Annotated in this window: 20 protein-coding genes; 16 read left to right on the forward strand and 4 right to left on the reverse strand. The window is 65.1% G+C overall.

Going from position 1 to position 22,587, the window contains the following annotated elements:
* Nucleotides 1-65: 65 nt before the first annotated feature.
* Both bchE and bchJ read left to right on the forward strand, forming a co-directional pair.
* Nucleotides 66-1,670: a magnesium-protoporphyrin IX monomethyl ester anaerobic oxidative cyclase gene (bchE, locus tag ACQR03_RS10080; protein WP_316172511.1), complete on the forward strand. Its 1,605-nt coding sequence runs from the start codon at nucleotides 66-68 to the stop codon at nucleotides 1,668-1,670.
* Between the two features lies 1 nt (nucleotide 1,671).
* Nucleotides 1,672-2,337 carry a bacteriochlorophyll 4-vinyl reductase gene (gene bchJ / locus ACQR03_RS10085; protein ID WP_315714333.1) on the forward strand — a complete coding sequence of 222 codons (666 nt, stop codon included), beginning with the start codon at nucleotides 1,672-1,674 and terminating at the stop codon, nucleotides 2,335-2,337.
* Nucleotides 2,338-2,385: 48 nt separating this feature from the next.
* Here the strand turns inward: bchJ and ACQR03_RS10090 are convergent, their stop codons facing one another.
* The gene (locus tag ACQR03_RS10090) at nucleotides 2,386-3,306 is read right to left on the reverse strand and encodes a LysR family transcriptional regulator (RefSeq protein WP_315714335.1); all 921 of its coding nucleotides are present in this window, start codon (nucleotides 3,304-3,306) and stop codon (nucleotides 2,386-2,388) included.
* 146 nt (nucleotides 3,307-3,452) lie between these two features.
* Here ACQR03_RS10090 and ACQR03_RS10095 point away from each other — a divergent pair, with 146 nt between their 5' ends.
* The 9 genes from ACQR03_RS10095 (at nucleotide 3,453) to ACQR03_RS10135 (ending at nucleotide 13,233) form a co-directional block, all read left to right on the forward strand.
* Nucleotides 3,453-4,508, forward strand: coding sequence for a class 1 fructose-bisphosphatase (locus ACQR03_RS10095; protein WP_315714336.1), 1,056 nt, complete (start codon nucleotides 3,453-3,455; stop codon nucleotides 4,506-4,508).
* A 35-nt stretch (nucleotides 4,509-4,543) separates the two neighbouring features.
* Nucleotides 4,544-5,419 carry a phosphoribulokinase gene (locus ACQR03_RS10100; RefSeq protein WP_315714337.1) on the forward strand — a complete coding sequence of 292 codons (876 nt, stop codon included), beginning with the start codon at nucleotides 4,544-4,546 and terminating at the stop codon, nucleotides 5,417-5,419.
* Nucleotides 5,416-7,443 carry a transketolase gene (tkt, locus tag ACQR03_RS10105; RefSeq protein WP_315714338.1) on the forward strand — a complete coding sequence of 676 codons (2,028 nt, stop codon included), beginning with the start codon at nucleotides 5,416-5,418 and terminating at the stop codon, nucleotides 7,441-7,443. The genes ACQR03_RS10100 and tkt overlap by 4 nt, the downstream gene beginning before the upstream one ends.
* 44 nt (nucleotides 7,444-7,487) lie before the next feature.
* Entirely contained in the window at nucleotides 7,488-8,570 is a 1,083-nt protein-coding gene (gene fba, locus ACQR03_RS10110) for a class II fructose-bisphosphate aldolase (RefSeq protein ID WP_315714339.1), read from the forward strand.
* 35 nt (nucleotides 8,571-8,605) lie between these two features.
* Nucleotides 8,606-10,066 (forward strand): form I ribulose bisphosphate carboxylase large subunit, encoded by a 1,461-nt coding sequence (locus ACQR03_RS10115; protein ID WP_315714340.1) that lies wholly within the window; start codon nucleotides 8,606-8,608, stop codon nucleotides 10,064-10,066.
* Nucleotides 10,067-10,141: 75 nt separating this feature from the next.
* Nucleotides 10,142-10,558, forward strand: a complete 417-nt coding sequence (locus tag ACQR03_RS10120) for a ribulose bisphosphate carboxylase small subunit (RefSeq protein ID WP_316172510.1) — start codon at nucleotides 10,142-10,144, stop codon at nucleotides 10,556-10,558.
* 170 nt (nucleotides 10,559-10,728) lie between these two features.
* Nucleotides 10,729-11,673 carry a CbbX protein gene (gene cbbX, locus ACQR03_RS10125; protein ID WP_316172603.1) on the forward strand — a complete coding sequence of 315 codons (945 nt, stop codon included), beginning with the start codon at nucleotides 10,729-10,731 and terminating at the stop codon, nucleotides 11,671-11,673.
* Entirely contained in the window at nucleotides 11,670-12,392 is a 723-nt protein-coding gene (locus ACQR03_RS10130; RefSeq protein ID WP_315714342.1) for an HAD-IA family hydrolase, read from the forward strand. The genes cbbX and ACQR03_RS10130 overlap by 4 nt, the downstream gene beginning before the upstream one ends.
* 148 nt (nucleotides 12,393-12,540) lie before the next feature.
* On the forward strand, nucleotides 12,541-13,233 hold the full coding sequence (locus ACQR03_RS10135; protein WP_315714343.1) for a TetR/AcrR family transcriptional regulator: 693 nt from the start codon (nucleotides 12,541-12,543) through the stop codon (nucleotides 13,231-13,233).
* A gap of 9 nt (nucleotides 13,234-13,242) precedes the next feature.
* Here the strand turns inward: ACQR03_RS10135 and ACQR03_RS10140 are convergent, their stop codons facing one another.
* Entirely contained in the window at nucleotides 13,243-13,830 is a 588-nt protein-coding gene (locus tag ACQR03_RS10140) for a PepSY domain-containing protein (protein WP_315714344.1), read from the reverse strand.
* Nucleotides 13,831-14,442: 612 nt separating this feature from the next.
* Between ACQR03_RS10140 and ACQR03_RS10145 the strand changes: the two genes are divergently transcribed.
* Nucleotides 14,443-15,258: a lytic murein transglycosylase gene (locus tag ACQR03_RS10145; RefSeq protein WP_409977953.1), complete on the forward strand. Its 816-nt coding sequence runs from the start codon at nucleotides 14,443-14,445 to the stop codon at nucleotides 15,256-15,258.
* Nucleotides 15,259-15,353: 95 nt separating this feature from the next.
* Here the strand turns inward: ACQR03_RS10145 and katG are convergent, their stop codons facing one another.
* Nucleotides 15,354-17,534, reverse strand: a complete 2,181-nt coding sequence (gene katG, locus ACQR03_RS10150; RefSeq protein ID WP_315714346.1) for a catalase/peroxidase HPI — start codon at nucleotides 17,532-17,534, stop codon at nucleotides 15,354-15,356.
* Nucleotides 17,535-17,763: 229 nt separating this feature from the next.
* On the opposite strand from katG, the gene ACQR03_RS10155 reads away from it, so the two are divergent.
* The 4 genes from ACQR03_RS10155 to ACQR03_RS10170 all read left to right on the forward strand — a co-directional run bounded on the left by ACQR03_RS10155 (nucleotide 17,764) and on the right by ACQR03_RS10170 (nucleotide 21,446).
* Nucleotides 17,764-18,693 carry a hydrogen peroxide-inducible genes activator gene (locus tag ACQR03_RS10155; RefSeq protein ID WP_315714347.1) on the forward strand — a complete coding sequence of 310 codons (930 nt, stop codon included), beginning with the start codon at nucleotides 17,764-17,766 and terminating at the stop codon, nucleotides 18,691-18,693.
* Nucleotides 18,694-19,230: 537 nt separating this feature from the next.
* Nucleotides 19,231-19,653 (forward strand): hypothetical protein, encoded by a 423-nt coding sequence (locus tag ACQR03_RS10160; protein ID WP_315827733.1) that lies wholly within the window; start codon nucleotides 19,231-19,233, stop codon nucleotides 19,651-19,653.
* A gap of 182 nt (nucleotides 19,654-19,835) precedes the next feature.
* Nucleotides 19,836-20,402 carry an HPF/RaiA family ribosome-associated protein gene (locus tag ACQR03_RS10165; protein ID WP_315714350.1) on the forward strand — a complete coding sequence of 189 codons (567 nt, stop codon included), beginning with the start codon at nucleotides 19,836-19,838 and terminating at the stop codon, nucleotides 20,400-20,402.
* A gap of 51 nt (nucleotides 20,403-20,453) precedes the next feature.
* A complete protein-coding gene (locus tag ACQR03_RS10170) occupies nucleotides 20,454-21,446 on the forward strand; it encodes a ribose-phosphate diphosphokinase (RefSeq protein WP_315714351.1) in 993 nt (330 codons plus the stop codon).
* Between the two features lie 22 nt (nucleotides 21,447-21,468).
* Here the strand turns inward: ACQR03_RS10170 and ACQR03_RS10175 are convergent, their stop codons facing one another.
* Nucleotides 21,469-22,584: a hypothetical protein gene (locus ACQR03_RS10175; RefSeq protein WP_315827734.1), complete on the reverse strand. Its 1,116-nt coding sequence runs from the start codon at nucleotides 22,582-22,584 to the stop codon at nucleotides 21,469-21,471.
* Between the last annotated feature and the right edge of the window lie 3 nt (nucleotides 22,585-22,587).

Below are 22,587 nucleotides of genomic sequence, written 5' to 3' on the forward strand. Positions count from 1 at the left end.
GATCAAATTGTCAATCGATCTTGACGTTAAGATTGATAGACAAATTGATAGTCGGGGAGAACGCCGTGCGGATCTTGTTGCTGCATCCGAATTATCACTCCGGCGGCGCCGAGATCGCCGGCAACTGGCCGCCCGCCTGGGCGGCCTATATCTCTGGCGCGCTGAAGGCGGCCGGCTTCACCGACCTCCGCTTCATCGACGCGATGACCAACGATCTCTCCGAGGATCAGGTCCGCGCCATCCTGCGCAGCGAAAAGCCTGACGTGATCGGGTGCACCGCGATCACGCCCTCCATCTACAAGGCCGAGCGTCTTCTGGAGATCGCTCGGGAGGAGCACCCGGACGCACTGACCGTGCTCGGCGGCATCCACGCCACCTTCATGTATCAGCAGGTGCTGACCGAGGCGCCGTGGATCGACGCCATCGTGCGCGGCGAGGGCGAGGAGATCATCGTCGACCTGATGCGCGCCCGCGAGGACGGCCGCTGGGCGACGGACCGCCGCAGCATCAAGGGCATCGCCTATCGCGACGGCAGCGAGGTCGTGGCGACGGTGGCGGCGCCGACGGTGAAGAACCTCGATGCGATCACGCCGGATTGGAGCGTGCTCGAATGGAGCAAGTACATCTACATCCCGATGAACAAGCGGGTCGCCATCCCCAACATGGCGCGCGGCTGCCCGTTCACCTGCAGCTTCTGCTCGCAATGGAAATTCTGGCGCGACTATCGCATCCGCGACCCGAAGAAGGTGGTTGATGAGATCGAGACATTGATGCGCGAGCACGATGTCGGCTTCTTCATCCTCGCCGACGAGGAGCCGACCATCAACAAGAAGAAGTTCATAGCCTTCTGCGAGGAGCTGATCCGCCGCGACCTCAAGATCCTCTGGGGCATCAACACCCGCGTCACCGACATCCTGCGCGACGAGGCGCTGCTGCCGCTGTACCGCAAGGCCGGCCTGATCCACGTCTCGCTGGGGACGGAAGCCGCGGCGCAGATGAAGCTCGACCGCTTCAACAAGGAGACCACGGTCGCGCAGAACAAGAAGGCGATCCAGCTCTTGCGCGACGCCGGCATCGTCGTCGAGGCCCAGTTCATCGTTGGCCTCGAGAACGAGACCCGCGAGACCCTGGAAGAGACCTACCAGATGGCGCGCGACTGGAAGCCGGATCTCGCCAACTGGGCGATGTACACGCCCTGGCCGTTCTCCGATCTGTTCCGCGACCTCGGCGACAAGGTCGAGATCTTCGACTACGAGAAGTACAATTTCGTCACCCCGATCATGAAGCCGGACGCGATGGACCGCGGCGAGCTGCTCGACGGCGTCATGAACAACTATCGCCGCTTCTACATCCTAAAGGCGCTGTTCTCCTATCCCTGGGCCGGCTCCGGCGAGCGCCGCCGCTATCTGCTCGGCTGCCTCAAGGCGTTCCTGAAGTCGGGCTTCGAGCGGAAATTCTACGATCTCGGCCGCGTTAATTACTGGGGGCCGCAGTCCAAGGGCAAGGTCGATTTCGGCTTCGATACGTCGCGCAGGCGCGCCGATCCCGGCAAGATCGAATGGAAGACGAGCCATAATCGCAAGCTGAGCGGACCGCAGCAGGCGCAGGTGATGGCCTGTGGCGGCGGCGCCGGGCAGATGAGCGACGAGACCGAGACGCGGGTGCATTGAGATGCACGGCACGTGCGCCCGGCACGTTCCGCTGCCGCGTGCTGACGCCGCGCCTGACCATCAGGACGGCGTTGCTGAAGGCCACATCGCCGGCCGCATCGGTCCCAACGCGATCATCCAGACCGCGGAGGCCTTGCGTCAGCTGCACGGCGAGGAGGCGGCGCGCCGCGTCTTCGCGGCCGCGCGGCTCGACACCTATCTCGCGACGCCTCCGGCGGCGATGGTCGACGAAGCCGAGGTCACGCGGCTCCATCGTGCGCTTCGGACCGAGCTCGACGACGATGCTGCGCGCGCCGTCAGCACCAGGGCAGGGCGGCTGACGGCGGCCTATCTGCTCGCGCATCGCATCCCCTCCGCGGCGCACCGCGTGCTCCGGCTGCTGCCGGCCCGGCTCGCGAGCGGCGTGCTGACGCGGGCGATATCCGCGCATGCCTGGACGTTTGCCGGGACCGGCACCTTCACCGTACGCCCAGGTCGGCCCACCATCTACCAGATCAGCCATTGTCCGCTGTGCCGCGGCCATCACGGCGATCACGCCATCTGCGACTTCTACGCTGGGACGTTCGAGACGCTGTTCGCAAGGCTCGTGCATCCCGACGCCCATGCGCGCGAGATTGCCTGCGAAGCCTGGGGTGACGAGGCCTGCCGGTTCGAGATCGGCTGGTGAGACGGCGCCATGCGAGACGTGACACCGCAATGGCATCGGTTGTCGCGCTCAGCTCGGCAGAAACCGCGCTCCTTCCTTGCCGAAGAAGTCCAGCATCGCCTGCGCCGGCGGCAGCAGCAGCTTGTCGGCGCGCCGCACCGCGTGCCACTGGCGGATGATCGGCAATCCCGCGACCTTCAACGTCACCAGCCGCCCCTCGCTGAGCTCATGGGCGACGGTGTGCTGCGAGATGAAGGCGATGCCGAGGCCGGCGATCACGGCCTGCTTGATGGTCTCGTTGCTGTCCATCTCCATGCTGGTCTTCGGCTTCAGACCATGCTTCTCGAAGAATGTCTCCATCAGCAGCCGGGTGCCCGATCCCGGCTCCCGGGTGATGAACACCTCGCCGGCGAGATCCTCGGCCGCGATCCGCTTGCGGCGCGCCAGCCGGTGGTTGGCTGGGGCGATGATGATGTGCGGGTGCTTTCCGAACGGCCGCATATCCACGGGAACGTCGGCCGGTGGCCGGCCCATGATGGCGATGTCGAGATCATAGCCGCGCAGTGCCTCGCGCAGGCTGTCGCGATTGCCGATCCGCAAGGTGACGTCGATCTTGGGGAAGCGCCGCGAAAATTCCGCGATCGCAAACGGCACGAAATATTTCGCGGTGCTGACCGCGCCGATCGCCACGCGGCCGCCGCTGCGTCCCGCCAGAATGTCGAGCGCCTGCTCGCAGTCCTGCAGCGCGGCTTCGACGCGCTCGGCGAGTGCCAGGACGCTGCGGCCGGCCTCGGTCAGGATCATGCCGTCGGTGGTGCGCTGGATCAGCGGCAGCCCGGCGAGCTCCTGAAGATTGCGAATCTGCAGGGTCACGGCAGGCTGAGTGAGGTTCAAACGGCCGGCCGCAGACGTCACCGACCCCGAGTTTTGCACGGCAGCCAGCGCCCGAAGCTGGCGGATGGTGAGATCGCGAGAGAAGTGCCGGCTCATGGAACCCTCGATGAGATCGCCAGTATAAGGAAAACTTTGGTCTATCCAAAGATAATGAAATTTCCCTAATTAGGCAAATCGAGTGTTGATAGCAGCGCGGCACGACGCATTCGTGCGGCTTCATCAAGTTCCCGGCAGAGGAGCTGATGGCGAGGGAGTGGCCCATGAATCACCAAATGGATCAACATCAGACATTGCAGGCACATCTGGCGGCGCAGGGTGCCGACGCCGATTGCGCCGCGGTCATCGAGGCTCTGGCCGGGGCGGCGCGCGAACTCGCGCGGCAGATCGCGGTCGCACCGCTGTCTGGCGTCGACGAAGGCGCCGCCACCGTGAACGCCGACGGCGACGTCCAGAAGGCGCTCGACATCGTCGCCGACAATCTGATGCGGGATGCGCTGCGCCGGGCTCCGGTCGCTGGCATCCTGTCCGAGGAGGTCGACCGGCCGGAAACGGTCAATGCTGCTGCCCCACTTTGCGTGGCGATCGACCCGCTCGACGGCTCGTCGAACCTGCAGAACAACATCTCCGTCGGCACCATCTTCTCGATCCGCCCGCGGGGCCGCGACGTGCTCTCCAGCTTCTTCGAGCCCGGCACGGCACAGCTTGCCGCCGGCTTCTTTGTCTATGGACCACAGACCTGCCTGGTGCTCGCGATCGACCATCGCGTCGATCTCTACGTCCTGCATCCGACCTTGCACGAGTTCATGCTCGCCAAGTCTGGCATCCGCATCCCGCAGGATACGCCGGAGTTCGCCATCAACGCGTCGAACCGCCGGCACTGGAGCGGGACCGTGCGCAACTATGTCGACGAATGCCTGTCGGGCGCGGCCGGCCCGCGCGGCCGCGACTTCAACATGCGCTGGATCGCCTCGCTGGTCGCCGAGGCCTATCGTATCCTGATGCGCGGCGGCGTGTTCCTCTATCCGGCCGACTCCCGCCCCGGCTATCGCGAGGGCCGGCTGCGGCTGGTCTACGAAGCGCATCCGATGGCGCTGATCATGGAATGGGCCGGCGGCTCGGCCTCGAGCGGCCGTTCGCGCATCCTCGAACTGTCGGCGCGCTCGCCGCATCAGCGCGCGCCGCTGATCATGGGCGACGTCCGCCTTGTCCGCGACGTCGACCAGTTGCATGAGGGCATCGAGCCGCTGTTCGAAACCAGCGATGCGCCCCTGTTCGCGCGGCGCGGCCTGTTCCGCTGAGCCCGCCTGCCGAACGCGCCTTCCGGAGAAAGTTCATGTCACGTCGTCATCCCATCATCTCGATCACCGGCTCGTCGGGCGCCGGCACCACGTCCGTCAAGAAGACCTTCGAGAACATCTTCCGCCGCGAGAACGTCAAGGCGGCCTATATCGAGGGCGACGCCTTCCATCGCTACAATCGCGAGGAGATGCGCCGCAAGATGGTCGAGGAGGCCGAGATCGGCAACAAGCACTTCAGCCATTTCAGCCCCGACACCAATCTGTTCGAGGAGCTCGAGAAGACTTTTCGCGATTATTCCGAGACCGGCACCGGCATGACGCGCCACTACGTTCACGATGAGGAGGAGGCGCGGCTCTACGACACAAGGCCCGGCAACTTCACCGAGTGGAGCCGGCTGCCGGAGGATTCCGATCTGCTGTTCTACGAAGGCCTGCACGGCGCCGTTGTCACGGACAAGGTCAACATCGCGCAGCACGCCGATCTGAAGATCGGCGTTGTTCCGGTGATGAACCTGGAGTGGATCCAGAAGCTGCACCGCGACCGCGCGTCGCGCGGCTACACCACCGAGGCGGTCACCGACACGATCCTGCGCCGTATGCCGGACTACGTGAACTACATCATCCCGCAGTTCTCCGAGACCGACATCAACTTCCAGCGCGTGCCGACGGTCGACACCTCGAACCCGTTCGTCGCCCGCTGGATCCCGACGCCCGATGAATCGATGGTCGTGATCCGGCTGAAGAACCCGCGCGGCATCGACTTCCCCTATCTGCTCTCGATGATTCCGCAGAGCTTCATGTCGCGCGCCAATTCGATCGTGATCCACGGCGCCAAGCTCGATCTCGCGATGCAGCTCATTCTCACCCCCATGATCATGCAACTGATGGACCGAAAGAGGCGCACGCTATGACCGCCACCGCCGTGCAAACGCTGGCTCCGAAAGCCGATCCCAGCCATGCCGAGATGGCGAATGCCATCCGCTTCCTGGCCATCGACGCAGTCGAAAAGGCGAAATCGGGTCATCCGGGCATGCCGATGGGCATGGCCGACGTGGCAACCGTCCTTTTCTCACGCTTCATGAAATTCGATCCCGCCGATCCGGCCTGGCCCGATCGCGACCGTTTCGTGCTGTCGGCCGGACACGGCTCGATGCTGCTCTATGCGCTGCTGCATCTGACTGGCTACGAGGCCGTCACGATCGATGAGCTGAAGCGGTTCCGGCAATGGGGCGCCAAGACGCCGGGGCATCCTGAGTATGGCCACACGCCTGGTGTCGAGACCACCACCGGTCCGCTCGGGCAGGGCATCGCGACGGCGGTCGGCATGGCGCTCGCCGAGCGCCTGATGAACGCGCGCTACGGCGACGATCTGGTCGATCACTATACCTACGTGATCGCCGGCGACGGCTGCCTGATGGAGGGCATCAGCCACGAGGCGATCTCGCTCGCGGGCCATCTCAAGCTGAATCGCTTGATCGTGCTGTTCGACGACAACGGCATCTCGATCGACGGCTCGACGGGTCTTGCCTGCTCCGACGATCAGCTCGCACGCTTCGCGGCGTCGGGCTGGGCGACGTCCCGCATTGACGGCCATGATCCCGAAGCCATCGAGGCTGCTATCGCGGCGGCGCGGCAGAGCAACCGCCCGAGCATGATTGCGTGCCGGACGACGATCGGCTTCGGCTCACCCGGACGGCAGGGCTCGGAGAAGGCGCATGGCGCGCCGCTCGGGCCGGAGGAGGTCGAGAAGACCCGCGCGGCACTGCACTGGCCGCACCGTCCGTTCGAGGTGCCAGCCGATGTGTTGGTGAGCTGGCGCGAGATCGGCGCGCGCGGCCGCAGCGTGCGCCAGGCCTGGAAGGAGCGTGCGCGCAAGCTGTGCACCGCGGACCGATCGCCGTGCCATGACGCGCTGAACAAGAAGCTGCCGGCCGCCTATACCGAGCGCATGGCGCAGTTCATCGCGCAGCTCACGGCCGAGCGGCCGAAGATCGCCACCCGCCAGGCCTCGCAGAACGTCATCGATGTCATTGCGACAGTGCTGCCAAATCTGCTCGGCGGCTCGGCGGACCTGACTCATTCCAACCTGACCAAGGCAAAGACGCACAAATCCGTCACACCGGCCGCAATGGATGGCAACTACGTGCACTATGGTGTGCGCGAACACGCGATGGCTGCGGCCATGAACGGCATCGCGCTGCATGGCGGTTTCATTCCCTATGGCGGCACCTTCCTCGCGTTCGCCGACTACAGCCGGCCGGCGATTCGGCTGGCCGCGCTGATGGGCATCCGCGTTATCCACGTGATGACCCACGATTCCATCGGCCTCGGCGAGGACGGCCCGACGCATCAGCCAGTCGAGCATGTCGCGAGCTTGCGCGCCATTCCGAACCTCCTGGTCTTCCGCCCGGCCGACGCGGTCGAGACGGCGGAAGCCTGGGACTGCGCGCTGCGCGCGGAGACCTCGCCGTCGGTGCTGTGCCTGTCTCGGCAAGCCCTGCCGGCCTTCCGCACCGAGGCATCGGATCACAACAAGGTCGCGCGCGGCGCTTACGTGGTCATCGAGCCCGAGGCTGGGCGCGATGTGACCTTGATTGCGACCGGCTCGGAGGTGGCGATCGCGCTGGAGGCGGCCAAGCTGCTGGCGGCCGAGGGCGTCCAGGCGGCGGTGGTGTCGGCGCCGTGCTTCGAGTTGTTTCGCAAGCAGTCGGCAGAGTATCGCGCCGCGGTGCTCGGCCACGTGCCGCGCATCGGCGTGGAGGCCGCGATCGAGGGCGACTGGGCGCGCTGGCTCGGCGATGCCGGCGAGTTCGTCGGCATGCACGGCTTCGGCGCCTCGGCGCCGGCCGAGGTGCTGTACCGCGAATTCGGCATCACGCCTGCGGCGGTGGCCGATGCGGCGATGCGCAACATCATCCGGGCGCGGGCTTCCTGAGCCGCGCCACCAAGCAGAACATCGAACCAGGGACGGAGACCAACATGGCGCGGATCACGCTCAGACAATTGCTGGACCATGCGGCCGAGCGCGGCTACGGCGTGCCGGCGTTCAACATCAACAACATGGAGCAGGGGCTGGCGATCATGGAGGCGGCCGCGGCCGTCGATGCCCCCGTGATCATCCAGGCCTCGCGCGGCGCGCGCTCCTATGCCGGCGACATCATGCTGTCCAAGATGATCGACGCGCTGGAGGAGATGTATCCGCAGATCCCGCTCTGCCTGCACCAGGACCACGGCAATGACGAGGCGACCTGCGCCACCGCGATCAAGTACGGCTTTACGTCCGTGATGATGGACGGCTCGCTCAGGGCCGATGCCAAGACCGCGGCCGACTACGACTACAACGTCGACATCACCCGCCGCGTCACCGACATGGCGCACTGGGTCGGCGCCTCGGTCGAGGGCGAGCTCGGCGTGCTCGGCTCGCTCGAACATGGTGGCGGCGAGCAGGAGGATGGTCACGGCCTCGAGGGCAAGGTCAGCCGCGAGCAGCTGCTGACCGATCCCGACCAGGCGGTCGACTTCGTCCGCGCCACCAAGGTCGATGCGCTGGCGATCGCGATGGGCACCTCGCACGGCGCCTACAAATTCTCGCGCAAGCCGGACGGCGAGATTCTCGCCATGAACGTGATCGAGGAGATCCATCGCCGGCTGCCGAATACGCATCTCGTCATGCACGGCTCGTCCTCGGTGCCGCAGAGCCTGCAGGACATGTTCAACCAGTTCGGCGGCGAGATGCCGCAGACCTGGGGCGTCCCGGTCGAGGAGATCGTGCGCGGCATCCGTCACGGCGTGCGCAAGGTCAACATCGACACCGACTGCCGGCTGGCAATGACCGCCATCTTCCGAAAAGTCGGCGCGTCGTCGAAGAGCGAGTTCGATCCGCGCAAATTCCTGAAGCCCGCGATGGATTCGATGCGCGAGCTCTGCCGCGAGCGGTTCGAGCAGTTCGGCGCCGCCGGCAATGCATCCAGGATCAAGGTGCTGCCGCTGTCGGAGATGGCCAAGCGCTATCGCTCCGGCGCGCTCGATCCACGAATTGGGGGAATGACCGAAGCTGCGTGACGTCCACAGCCACAACGAAAATCCAGGAGGAACACATGAACGACCAATCGATCACGGTGCGCGGCAAGGATCGCTACAAGTCCGGCGTGATGGAATACAAGAAGATGGGCTATTGGGAGCCGTCCTATCAGCCCAAGGACACCGACGTCATCGCGCTGTTCCGCGTCACGCCGCAGGACGGTGTCGATCCGACCGAGGCCTGCGCCGCGGTCGCCGGCGAATCCTCGACGGCGACCTGGACCGTGGTGTGGACCGACCGGCTGACGGCGGCCGAGAAGTATCGCGCCAAGTGCTACCGCGTCGAGCCGGTGCCGGGCTCGCCCGGCAGCTATTTCGCCTATATCGCCTATGACCTCGATCTGTTCGAGCCCGGCTCGATCTCCAATCTGACCGCCTCGATCATCGGCAATGTGTTCGGCTTCAAGCCGCTGAAGGCGCTGCGGCTGGAGGACATGCGGCTGCCGGTGGCCTATGTGAAGACGTTCCAGGGGCCGGCGACCGGCATCGTCGTCGAGCGCGAGCGGCTCGACAAGTTCGGCCGGCCGCTACTGGGCGCCACCGTCAAGCCGAAGCTCGGCCTGTCCGGCCGCAACTACGGACGCGTCGTCTACGAGGCGCTGAAGGGCGGGCTCGACTTCACCAAGGACGACGAGAACATCAACTCGCAGCCGTTCATGCATTGGCGCGAGCGCTTTCTGTACTGCATGGAGGCGGTCAACAAGGCGCAGGCGGCGACCGGCGAGATCAAGGGCACCTACCTCAACGTCACCGCGGCGACGATGGAGGACATGTATGAGCGCGCCGAGTTCGCCAAGGAGCTCGGCTCGACGATCGTCATGATCGACCTCGTGATCGGCTACACCGCGATCCAGTCGATGGCGAAATGGGCGCGCCGGAACGACATGATCCTGCATCTGCATCGTGCCGGTCACTCGACCTACACGCGGCAGCGCGCGCACGGCGTGTCGTTCCGCGTCATCGCCAAATGGATGAGGCTCGCCGGCGTCGACCACATCCATGCCGGCACCGTGGTCGGCAAGCTCGAAGGCGATCCGAACACCACGCGCGGCTATTACGACATCTGCCGCGAGGACTTCAATCCGATGCGGCTGGAGCATGGCGTGTTCTTCGACCAGAACTGGGCCAGCCTGAACAAGCTGATGCCGGTGGCCTCCGGCGGCATCCATGCCGGCCAGATGCACCAGTTGCTCGACCTGCTCGGCGAGGACGTCGTGCTGCAGTTCGGCGGCGGCACGATCGGCCATCCGCGCGGCATCGCCGCCGGTGCGACCGCCAACCGCGTCGCGCTGGAAGCGATGATCCTCGCCCGCAATGAGGGCCGCGACTACGTGCATGAAGGTCCGGAGATCCTGGCCAAGGCGGCACAGACCTGCACGCCGCTGCGCGAGGCGCTGGAGATCTGGAAGGACGTCACCTTCAACTACGAATCGACCGATTCGCCGGACTTCGTCCCGACCGTGACGCCTGCCGCCTAACAATCGTTCGATGCGACGCCGCGATGCGAGCCGGACACCGGCTCGCCCGTTTCAGCGATATCAGGAGACATCAACATGCGCGTGACCCAGGGTTGCTTTTCTTTCCTGCCCGATCTGACCGACGAGCAGATCTCCGCTCAGATCCAGTATTGCCTCGAGAAGAATTGGGCCGTGAACATCGAGTTCACCGACGATCCGCATCCCCGCAACACCTATTGGGAGATGTGGGGCCTGCCGATGTTCGACCTGCGTGACGCCGCCGGCATCATGCACGAGCTGACCGAGTGCCGGAAGATCTACGGCGACCGCTACATCCGCATCTCGGCCTTCGATTCCAGCCATGGCTGGGAATCGACCCGGTTGTCCTTCATCGTCAACCGGCCGCAGAACGAGCCGGGCTTCCGGCTCGACCGGCAGGAAACCGTCGGGCGCAATCAGCGTTATTCGACGCGGTCCTACGCGGCCGAGCGCCCGGAAGGCCAGCGTTACTGATCCCTGGCGGGCGGAGGTCGCTGCTGCGTCTGCGGGTCTGCGGCGTGGCAGGGATCTCCGCCCGGAGCGGCCATATCACCTTGTATTTGCCGTTGCTTCGTTGCTGCCAGGTTCGCAATCGAACGCACGGCGATCTGATGCGAACGTCCAGAACGGAGCACCAGCCGATGATGCAGGCCACGCAGACGGACACCACCGAGGCGACGCCGGTCGACACCGTCGACCTGCGCCGCGAGTTCGAGAGCGTCGATATTGCGCCGGTGCTGGAGCAGCTCGACCGCGAGCTGGTCGGGCTCACCCCGGTCAAGACGCGAATCCGCGAGATCGCCTCGCTGTTGATGATGGAGCGGATCCGCCGCAAGATGGGGCTGGCGACGACATTTCCGACCCTGCACATGTCGTTCACCGGCAATCCCGGCACCGGCAAGACCACGGTCGCGCTGCGCATGGCCGGCATCCTGCACCGGCTCGGCTTCGTGCGCCGCGGCCACGTCATCAGCGTCACCCGCGACGACCTCGTCGGCCAGTATATCGGCCACACCGCGCCGAAGACCAAGGAGGTGCTGAAGAAGGCGATGGGGGGCGTCCTGTTCATCGACGAGGCCTATTATCTCTACCGTCCCGAGAACGAGCGCGACTACGGCCAGGAGTCGATCGAGATCCTGCTGCAGATCATGGAGTCGCAGCGCGAGGACCTCGTGGTCATTCTTGCCGGCTATGCCGACCGGATGGAGAAGTTCTTCCAGAGCAATCCCGGCTTCCGCTCGCGCATCGCCCATCACATCGACTTCCCCGACTATTCGGAGGCCGAGCTGCTGACGATCTCCGAGATGATGCTGGAAGGGCAGAATTATCGCTTCACGCCGGAGGCCCGCGCCGCTTTCGAAAGATACATCGCCGTCCGGCGCACTCAGCCCATGTTCTCCAACGCGCGCTCGATCCGCAACGCGCTGGATCGGATCCGCCTGCGCCAGGCCAACCGGCTGGTGTCGCGGCTCGACCGCGTGCTGACGTCCGATGACGTGATGTCGATCGAAGCCAGCGACGTGCTGGCAAGCCGCGTGTTCGCCAAGGGGGCCGACGCGGGCGACGGCAGGGCGGAGGCGCAATCATGAGTCTGGCTCTGGTGAGGAACGCGCCGCTCGACGACCTCCGGCGCCGCATCGCCGACGCCGGCGCACTGATCTTCGACGTCGACGGCACGATGGCCGAGACCGAGGAAATCCATCGCGAGGCCTTCAACGAGGCGTTCGTCGCGGTGGGCATCGACTGGCACTGGGGCCGCCGCATCTACAAGGAGCTGCTGCGTGTCACCGGTGGCAAGGAGCGCGTCCGTGCGTTCGACCAGATGCGGCGCACGGGTCCGCCGCTCAGCGACGCCGTCGTTGCCCGGCTTCATCGCATCAAGACGGAGCGGTTTGCCGCGCTGATGGCCGACAAGGGCTGCCCGTTGCGCCCGGGCGTGCAAGCATTGCTGGAGGCTGCCTCGGCCCGCGGGCAGCGGCTCGCGATCGCGACGACGACCACGCGCGCCAATATCGATGCCCTGTTGGCGCCCGCGCTGGGCGCGAACTGGGAGGCAGGATTTGCCGCCGTCGTGGCGGCCGACGATGTCGTGCGCAAGAAGCCTGCGCCCGATGTCTACCTGGAGGTCTTGTCGCAGCTCGATCTACCCGCGGCCAGTTGCATCGCGATCGAGGACTCCGGTAACGGGTTGATGGCTGCGACCCGCGCCGGCGTTCCCGTGCTGATCACGCGCAGCCTCTACTTTCATGACGACGCGTTCGACGGTGCGCTCGCCGTGTTCGACGATCTCGGGGAGCTTGTTACCTGAGGTATTTTGAGGTGTTTGTGCTGATGCGTTGCCGATTATGTACGCCACCATGCGCATAGCCGCGTGGCGTGGTCGTTCTATTGCCGTCTCGACAAGAACGTGTAATCCCTTGACGACATATCTTCATGTCGAGTCGAGGTCGTTGAGTATGGCCCGCACGCAGGCCAAATTGAAACGTACGGACGTTGCACGCACGGAAGCGTTTCGCGGGCGGGTGGGACGGCCGCCGAAGGCGCTGGCTGGAAATATCGAGGAACGTATTCTGGACGCTGCGCGCGCGGTGTTTCTCGAGCGCGGCTTTGACGGCGCCAGCATCGACGAGATCGCCGAGCGCGCCCCCGCCAGCAAGCCGACGATTTATGCCCGATACACCGGCAAGGCCGCCTTGTTTGCCGCCGTCGTCGCGCGCTCCATCAACGACGTGATGAATCTTGGGTCCTACACGCCGGTGGCCGGCACCGCACAGGAAAAGCTGGTTGGACTGGCCATCGCCATCGTCGATCGCGCGCTGAAGGACTCGCTGGGATTGTTACGGGTCACGATCGGGGAGGCTTACCGGTTTCCCGATCTCAGTTGTCAGTTTCATGACGTCTCGCGCAAGCGGGCCACCCATGCTGTGGCGGTGCTGCTCGGCGAGACGATCGGCGCCTCGGCCACGACCGCTCGCCGGACGCCGTCGAAGGCGTCGGCCGTTTCTGCCGAGATCTTCATCGATCTGATCGTCATGCCGGTGATCATGCGCTCGCTCATGGGCGAGAGCGAAAGGACGATCCGCAGGGAGCTGCCCGGCTTCGTCCGTGACCGGGTCAAGACGTTCCTGGCGCTGCAGCCGAAGGTCTGAGCAGCGCGATCAGCGTCGCCGGAGCGATGACGGTTCGAGCGTCACCTGCTTGAGATCGTTGCCGCTGACGACGACCACGACGAAGGCGAGCTTGCCGTCCTTGTTCATCAGGCCGCCACTGATCGCCCGGCCGGCCGCCGAGCGCTCGGCGATCCGAATCGCATCCGACATCTTGAGCCGGACCGTGGTGAGGGCAGCCAGGCTGTTACGATCGCTTTCGCTCAGTCCATCCACAGTGGAGAACAGCACGCTGTTGCGCACCTTCGCCGTGGTGCCGTCGATGTCGGATTCCCAGATCCGTCCGCTCTGCAGGGTTCGGACCTTGTAGACGGGCGCGTCGAGCCCACCCTCGAAGCTGATGTCCGCGGTCTTGGAGCCCGGATGAATCCTTTCGGCGATCCGCAGCGCCTGGTGCAGTGACACCTCCGTCCGCCGGAACTTGTCGAGCTCGCGATCGATCGTCTCCTGGCTCAGTGCCGGATCGGTGGAGGCTGACGGATCCCTCTCGGTCTGCATGCCGGAGCCGGTCCCGGCGACCGCGTGCGCCAGGGGCGCCCATGACAGCAGGATCAAGGTCAACAGAATGATTCGTTTCATGACGGCCTGCTGTCTCCGATCTCGGTCGGTGCTTGTAGAGCATTCCCTCGGAAAACGGTTGTGGTAAAACGAAACTGTATCGTTTTATAATTAAGGGCAGCGTATATGTCAAGGTTACGGTACCGGCGGCGTCATGTAGTCGGTGTCGAAGCCGACGCCGTGGCCCTCGGGGATGGAGGGGCGATCGCCGTCATGTTGAAGGCCAAGCCATTGTGCCTGGCGAACTGATAGGTGGCGGGAGATAGCTCTGGATCTCGCGTTTGCTCTTCATGGCCAGCGAGCGGATCGCGATCGCCTTGGCGCTGTTTTCGACCGGCTGGAAATCGGTGGACGTCCGCCGTTTATGATGATGTAGATGGCGCTGATCACGATTGCGGGAGCTGCATCCTTGGAACCCGCACGGCCACGGATGTCGATGGGCGGCTGCGCAATCACGGGTGCTCGGCGCGTTCATCTGCGGCTAATACGCCGCCGGCTATGATTTTCTTCCATTTCCGATAGGTTGTCGCCGTTTCAACCGGGAGCGGCCGATATTGCCGCGCAGCGGCGTCCGATGTCCCGATAGGGGTCACGATGCAGGCCGCATCGGCGGACGCGACCAGAGGAGTCTGAATGATTAAGCGCCGGGCCATGATCACCTTCACGTTCACCGTCGCGACGCTGCTCGCAGCCTGCGGCGGCGTTGCGCAAGCGGCGCAGTGCGGTTCGTCGCCGGCGGGGTTCGAGGCGTGGAAGCGCGAATTCAGCGAGGAGGCGCGGGCGAAGGGCGTCGGCGGCGCCGCGATCGCCGCGCTGATGCAGACCAACTACGCCTCCGCGACGATCGCCGCCGATCGCGGCCAGCGCAGCTTCTCGCTGTCGCTCGATCAGTTCCTCGCCAAGCGCGGGGCTGCTGCGATCGTCGCGCGCGGCCGCCAGCTCAAGCAGTCGCAGGCGGCGATGTTCGCCTCGATCGAGCAGCGTTACGGCGTGCCGCCCGGACCGCTGATCGCGATCTGGGGCATGGAGAGCGCGTTCGGCAGCCAGCGCGGCAATCAGCACATGCTGTCGTCGATCGCGACGCTCGCCTATGACTGCCGCCGTCCGGAGTTCTTCACCGACCAGCTCTATGCCGCGCTCAAGCTGATCGACCGCGGCGTGCTCTCGGGCAACACCCGCGGCTCGATGCATGGCGAGGTCGGGCAGACGCAATTCATGCCGAAGAACATCCTCGCTTACGGCGTCGGCAATCTCGACGTCGCCGCCAACGCGCTGGCCTCGACCGCGAACTTCCTGCGCGCCAACGGCTGGAAGGCAGGCGCCGGCTATCAGCCGGGCGAGCCGAACTTCGCCGCCATCGAGGCCTGGAACGCCGCCGGCGTCTATCAGAAGGCGATCGCGCTGATGGGCCGCCAGATCGACGGCGGCGGCTCGGCCGCGGCGCGCTGACGGGCCCGCGACTGATAGACATGTCCAATGAAAGAAGCGGCGCTTCATCACTGAAGCGCCGCTTCTCTTTGGTGTCGGTCAGTCGGCTTGTCGCCTCAGGCCTTCAGATCGAACCGGTCGAGGTTCATCACCTTGGTCCAGGCGGCGACGAAGTCCTTGACGAACTTCTGCTTGGCATCCGAGCTGGCATAGACCTCGGCCAGCGCGCGCAACTGCGAGTGCGAGCCGAAGATCAGGTCGGCGCGGGTCGCCGTCCACTTGATCGCGCCGGACTTGCGGTCGCGGCCCTCGAAGGTGTGCTCGCCCTGATCGACCGGACGCCAGGCCACGCCCATGTCGAGCAGGTTGGCGAAGAAGTCGTTGGAGAGCGTCTCGGTCTGCTCGGTGAACACGCCATGCTTGGAGCCGTTGGCGTTGGCGCCGAGCACGCGCAGGCCGCCGACCAGCACGGTCATCTCCGGCGCGGTCAAGGTGAGCAGTTGCGCCTTGTCGACCAGCAGCTCCTCGCCCGACAGCCACTGCTTGCCGCTGAGATAGTTGCGGAAGCCGTCATGGGTCGGTTCGAGCACCGCGAACGACTCGACGTCGGTCTGCTCCTGCGAGGCATCGGTGCGGCCGGGCGCGAACGGCACGGTCACCTCGACGCCGGCCTTCTTGGCGGCCGCCTCGACGCCGGCATTGCCGGCCAGCACGATCAGGTCGGCGAGCGAGATCTTCTTGCCGCCGGAGGCCTGCGCGTTGAACTCCTTCTGGATGGCCTCGAGCGTCGAGAGCACCTTGGCGAGTTCGGCCGGGTTGTTGACCGCCCAGTCCTTCTGCGGAGCCAGGCGAATGCGCGCGCCATTGGCGCCGCCGCGCTTGTCCGAGCCGCGGAAGGTCGAGGCTGAGGCCCAGGCCGTCGACACCAGTTGCGACACCGACAGACCCGAGGCGAGGATCTTCGCCTTGAGCGCCGCGACGTCCTTGTCGTCGACAACGGGATGATCGAGGGCCGGCACCGGATCCTGCCAGATCAGATCCTCCTTCGGCACCAGCGGGCCAAGGTAACGCACCTTCGGACCCATGTCGCGATGGGTCAGCTTGAACCAGGCGCGGGCGAAGGCGTCGGCGAACTGATCCGGGTTCTCCAGGAAGCGGCGCGAGATCTTCTCGTAGGCCGGATCGAAGCGCAGCGCGAGGTCGGTGGTGAGCATCGACGGCGCATGCCGCTTCGACTTGTCATGCGCGTCCGGTACCGTGTTGGCGCCGGCGCCGTGCTTCGGCTTCCACTGATGCGCGCCGGCCGGGCTCTTGGTCAGCTCCCATTCGTAGCCGAACAGATTCCAGAAGAAGTTGTTGCTCCACTTGGTCGGCGTCGTCGTCCAGATCACTTCGAGGCCGGAGGTGATGGTATCGCCGCCCTTGCCCGAGCCGTACTTGCTGGCCCAGCCGAGACCCTGCTGCGCGATGTCGGCGCCTTCCGGCTCGGCCCCGACCAGCGACGCATCACCCGCGCCGTGGGTCTTGCCGAAGGTGTGACCGCCGGCGATCAGCGCCACCGTCTCTTCGTCGTTCATCGCCATGCGGGCGAAGGTCTCGCGGATGTCGCGCGCGGCAGCCAGCGGATCGGGATTGCCGTTCGGGCCTTCCGGGTTGACGTAGATGAGGCCCATCTGCACGGCAGCGAGCGAGCCTGCGAGCTCGCGGTCGCCGCTGTAGCGCTCGTCGGCGAGCCACTTGCCCTCGGGGCCCCAATAGATGTCCTGCTCGGGCTCCCAGGTATCGGCGCGGCCGCCGCCGAAGCCGAAGGTCTTGAACCCCATCGATTCCAGCGCGACGTTGCCGGTCAGCACGAACAGGTCGGCCCAGGAGATCTTCTGGCCGTACTTCTGCTTGATCGGCCACAGCAGGCGGCGGGCCTTGTCGAGGTTGGCGTTGTCAGGCCAGCTGTTCAGCGGCGCGAAGCGCTGCTGGCCGGTGCCGGCACCGCCACGGCCGTCGCCAATGCGATAGGTGCCGGCGGCGTGCCAGGCCATGCGGATGAACAGCGGACCGTAATGGCCGAAATCGGCCGGCCACCAGTCCTGCGAATCGGTCATCAGCGCGTGCAGGTCCTTGACCAGCGCGTCGAGATCGAGGCTCTTGAATTCCTTGGAATAATCGAACGCCTCACCGAGCGGATCGGAGAGGTTCGAGTGCTGATGCAGCACCGACAGATTGAGCTGGTTCGGCCACCAATCCTTGTTCGAAAATCCCTTCAAGCCGCCCGAGAACGGGCACTTGCTGACGTCATCCATGTTTCTCTCCTGACGTGATCGTCATGGTTCCCCCCTGGGGTGGGAGCCGGGACCCTACGCGGCTGCTTCGATCAGGGGAAATTGAGATTGGTGATCGCAACGATAAGATTATCTGATGAACCTGGTCTGACGCCATTCAAACGCATATGGACACGGTGCATGACCGCTGCATCTCAAGATTGTGGTCAGGGAAAATTGACTCCGCGGCGGTGAACGATAAGATAAACTGATGATACATTTGACGATGCGGCAGCTTCGCTATTTCGATGCGCTGGCGCGTCTCGGCCATTTCGGCCGCGCCGCGGAGGCCTGCGCGATCTCGCAGCCGGCGCTGTCGATGCAGATCAAGGAGATGGAGGACGCGCTTGGCGGCGTGCTGCTGGAGCGCAATGCGCGCCAGGTGGTGCTGACGCGATTCGGCGAGCAGCTCGCCGAGCGCGTGCGCGAGATCCTGCGCTCGGTCGATGAGCTCGGCGATTTCGCCCGCGCCTCGCGCGACAAGCTCACGGGCCGGCTGCGGCTCGGCATGATCCCGACGATCGCGCCCTATCTGCTGCCCAAGGTGATCGGGAACCTGACGCGCAGACATCCCGAGATCGACATCCACGTCCGCGAGTCCAAGACGCCGAAGCTGATCGAGGAACTGGTCGAGGGCCGGCTCGATGCCGCGATCGTCGCGCTGCCAGTGTCGGAGCCGTCGCTGACCGAGGTCGCGCTGTTCGCGGAGAGCTTCCTGCTGGTGCGGCCGCCGGAATATGAAGGCGCGGCGGTGCCGAGCAGCGAGATGCTGCGCGAGATGCGGCTGCTGTTGCTGGAGGAGGGGCACTGCTTCCGCGACCAGGCGCTGTCGTTCTGCAACATGCAGGCGCCGCGCGAGATGCTCGATGCCTCCTCGCTGTCGACCCTGGTGCAGATGGTCGGCGCCGGCATGGGCGTGACGTTGATTCCGGAGATGGCGGTCGGCGTCGAGACGCGGTCGGCGTCGGTGTCGCTGGCGCGCTTCGCCGATCCGCAGCCGCAGCGCACGGTCGGCATGGTCTGGCGCAAGACCAGCCCGCTCGCCAAGCAACTGATGCAGATTTCCGAGATCGTCGGCAGCGCGGCCGAGGGTCTGCGCAAGCAGGCCGCGGCAGCGCAGGGCCGCAAACGGCGAAGCTGATCCTTCGGGACCATCCCGTCCGAGGCGGCGTTGTCCTTCCTTAAGGAAGGACATCCTCATGAAATTGGCCTTGATCGCATCCGCTGCTGCGCTCGCGTTGTCGAGCAGCTCGCCTTGGCTGATAGCAGCGGCACGGGTGGCAGCAGCGCCGGCGCCTCCCGCGACGCGACAACCTCAACGCCGGGCGGACCCGGAAACGCGACGGGGACGACCGGAATGGGGTGGGGCGCGGCAGGAGCCGTGCGGCGGGGAACGGATCGGGGCGCACGCCATCGGCGCCGAATGACGCCACCGGCTTGCTCGACAACAACAGCCCGAGCTCCGGCGACGACAATTCCGGCAGCTCGAGCAATCTCGGCCGGCATTGAAGGGATGTCTCGCCGGCGATCGCGCTTTTGCAATGGAACAGTCGCGCCGACAGGTGGTTCGTAGCGACGAGCAACTCATTTGCTCGTCGCCGCGATCGCGGCGGAGGACTGCGCCGGATGACCTTCGCGGGCAGTCATGCGTGATGACCTTGGTCGAGGAGTCCTTGCGATGCGAAGCTTGAACTATGTGGGAGCGCTGGCCCTGTCCGGCGCGCTGCTGGCCGGAGCGAGCGCTCCGGCGTTGTCTGCACCCGTCACTGCGCTGTCGGCCGCGGCGAAGGCCGACGTTGCGCCGCTCAGCACGGTTCAGGTCCGCTATGGCGGCTGGCATGGCGGCGGCTGGCGTGGTGGCGGTTGGCGTGGCGGCGGCTGGGGCTGGGGAGCAGGCGCGCTCGCGGCCGGCGCGCTTCTCGGCGCCGGGATCGCGGCGACGGCATCGCCTTATTACTACGACGATCCCTATTATTATGGTCCGCCCTACGGCTATGTCGGCGTCGGCTACGGGCCGTATTACGGCCGTCCCTACTATGCCCGTCCGTATTGGCGGCATCGCTATTATGGCTGGGGCGGTCCGTGGGGCGGCCCCTGGTGAGATCGGCTGATTGGTTCCGGATGCCCTGGCGTCTGCGCGAGCGATCGCGCAGACGATTTCGTGTTTGCTGCGAGCTGATCGTGATCGCGTGGCAGCCAGAACGCTAAAGGCAAGTTGATCTTGCTCAAAGCTGCTCCTCGCTCCCGTGGTCCAATAAGTTCGACACGGGAGAGGAGCCGGAAATGCAAACACCAGTTCAAATCGAATTTGAAGGGATTCGCGTCTCCGCTGAAATCCGGGCTGCCGTTGAGCAACATGTCGCGGAACTGGAGAGCCGCTTCGGCCGGATCACCGCGGCGCGCGTCATGGTCAAAGGTCCGGGCGGCCATCACCAAACCGGCGGTCAATATCTGGTGAGCGTTCGGCTGGCGCTGCCCGACGGTCGGGAAGTCCACGTTGGACGTACCCCGAAGCTGGATGAACGGTACGTCGACTTGACCTTCGCCGTGGACAACGCATTCAAACGCGCGCGTCGACAACTGCAGGACCGGGCGCGACTGATGCGTGGCGATGTCAAGACGCACGAGCCTCAACCGATCGGAACCGTTGCGCGTATCGATCCAAGCGGCCAGTTCGGCTTTCTGGAAGCCGCCGACGGCCACGAAGTCTATTTCAACTGCAATAGTGTCGTTGATGGTGGACCAAGCATCGTGCCCGGCGCCCGCGTAAGCTACGTCGAGGAGATCGGAGAAAAAGGACCGCAGGCGAGCACAGTCAGATTGCTCGGGAAACATGGGCTGCGGGCTTAGATCGGCGGCCGAGACGCGAGCGGCGAGCAGGTTTGACGTTGGAGGTAACCGATGATTGGTGATCGCCTGCGTTTGTTCTGTCTTCATGGCACGGAAGGGCTTGGCGAAAAAATCGCTCACGCGCTCGGATGCCGTCTCGCCGCTGTCGAAGAACGCAGCTTCGAGGACGGCGAACACAAGGTGCGGCCGCTGGAAGTTGTCGCCGGCTGCGACGTCTACGTTCTGCATAGCCTCCATGGCGGTCCTGACGAGAGTCCGAACGACAAGCTGTGCCGGCTGCTGTTCCTGGTCGGAGCGTTGAAGGATGCCGGTGCTGCGCGGGTGACGGCGGTCGCACCGTATCTGTGCTATGCGCGAAAGGATCGTCGCACCAAGGCCAATGACCCCGTCACGATCCGTTATCTTGCGACCATGTTCGAGGCGATCGGTGTTGACGCAGTGGTGACCCTCGAAGTTCACAACGAGGCCGCGTTCGAGAACGCGTTCCGTTGCCCATCGGTAGCGCTGAGCACGGCGCCGCTCTTGATCGGCAGGATCAAGGCGATCGCGGCTGATCGGCCGATTGCCGTGGTTTCGCCGGATCTCGGAGGCGGCAAGCGCGCGGACCTGCTCCGCGAGGTTCTGGGGAAAGCGCTCGGCCGTCCGATCGGCAAGGCATTCGTGGAGAAGCATCGCAGCTCCGGCGTCGTTTCGGGCGACTTGTTCGCCGGAGAGGTGGCGAACGCGCTGTGCGTGATCGTGGATGATCTCATCAGCAGCGGTGGAACCCTGGTGCGGGCGGCGAAGGCGGCCCGTGCCCATGGGGCCGAAGAGGTGATAGCTTGCGTGGCGCACGGCTTGTTCATGCCGGGCGCGGCAACGACGCTCGCCGACCCTGCGATCGGCCGCATCATCGCGACCGACAGCGTGCCACCGTTCAGGCTTCCGCCGGGCGCGGTTCGCGATAAGCTCGAGATTGTCTCGGCGGCGCCCCTTCTCGGAGAGACCATTCGTCGGCTGCACCACAACGAGCCGCTGACGGAGCTGCTTCCGTATCAGGATTGATCCCCGCAATTCAAATTCTGGCTCACGCCGTGAGCTGCCGCTCAAGCTGCGCTGCGTCCGCCTTGGCAAGTTTGAGATAGGTGCGCGCCAGCCGCGGCCATTTTTCCGGCGTCCGTGGATGGGCGTCGGCGAGATGAGCGATGGATAGCCTGGCGCGCAGCATGGCGCGGCCAATCCGATAGAACAAGAACAGTCCGCTGGCCGGGTCATCATTGAGCTGGACGGCCAGATATCGCCGAAGCCTCTCACCGACCCACGGTCCTCCCAGTCGAGCGCATTCCAAGTGCAGGAAGGCAATTTCGTCCAGTGCATCCGACGTCCGCAAGCGGGCATTGAACTCCAGGCAGTCGATGATGGGGAAGGGAGGGCTCAACCAGATATGTTCCGGCCGCAGATCGCCATGGCCGTCGAGGACGAGCCGGTGATGCACCCGCTGCGCCAGTAGATCGGTCCGCTGCCGCAGGAAACGGCATTGCAGGTTGGCGATGCGCTCGATGGTGCCGCGGGGCAGGTCGAAGGCCGACTCGAGCAAACCTCGCCGATCCGCCAGAACTGCCTTTTGCAGGGTCACCATGTAGCTCTCCGGATTGATCATGATCCGGCGCGCATGCGAATAGAAGCGGCTCAAGCGACTTGCCAAACCATCGATCTGGGCCTGGGAGACCTTGCGATCGCGAAGCCCGACTTCGAGTGTTTGGCCTTCGTCGAGCCGGCGCATGACGACGAGCCAATCAACGATGTGTCCGCCTCCTCCGATGGCGTAACCACCCGGCGCAGCCGTCAGCGGCACCAGGCCGTGATAGACGTCGGGCGCCAGCCTTCGGTTCAGCGAAACCTCAGCGCGGCAGGCCTCTGCGCGGCGCTCAAGGCTGGAGAAATCGAGATATGGAAAATGAACCGGCTTCTTGAGCTTGTAGACGCGCTCGTCAACCATGAAGACCCAGGACATGTGGGTCTCCCGCGTGATCACAGCGTCGGGCACCGGGACATAACTGTCCGGCCGGCTGAGAAACGCCACCTTGCGAGCAAGAGCGGTCGCGCTGCCATTCTCAGCGTCCTCGCCCCAGGGTTCATTCTGCCATCCGGGCATATGATGCCTATCGCCAATCGAGGCAGCCGGCAGCTTGATACGGATCAATAG

The sequence above is a fragment of the Bradyrhizobium sp. HKCCYLS3070 genome, from assembly GCF_051167575.1.
Taxonomy (GTDB): Bacteria; Pseudomonadota; Alphaproteobacteria; order Rhizobiales; family Xanthobacteraceae; genus Bradyrhizobium.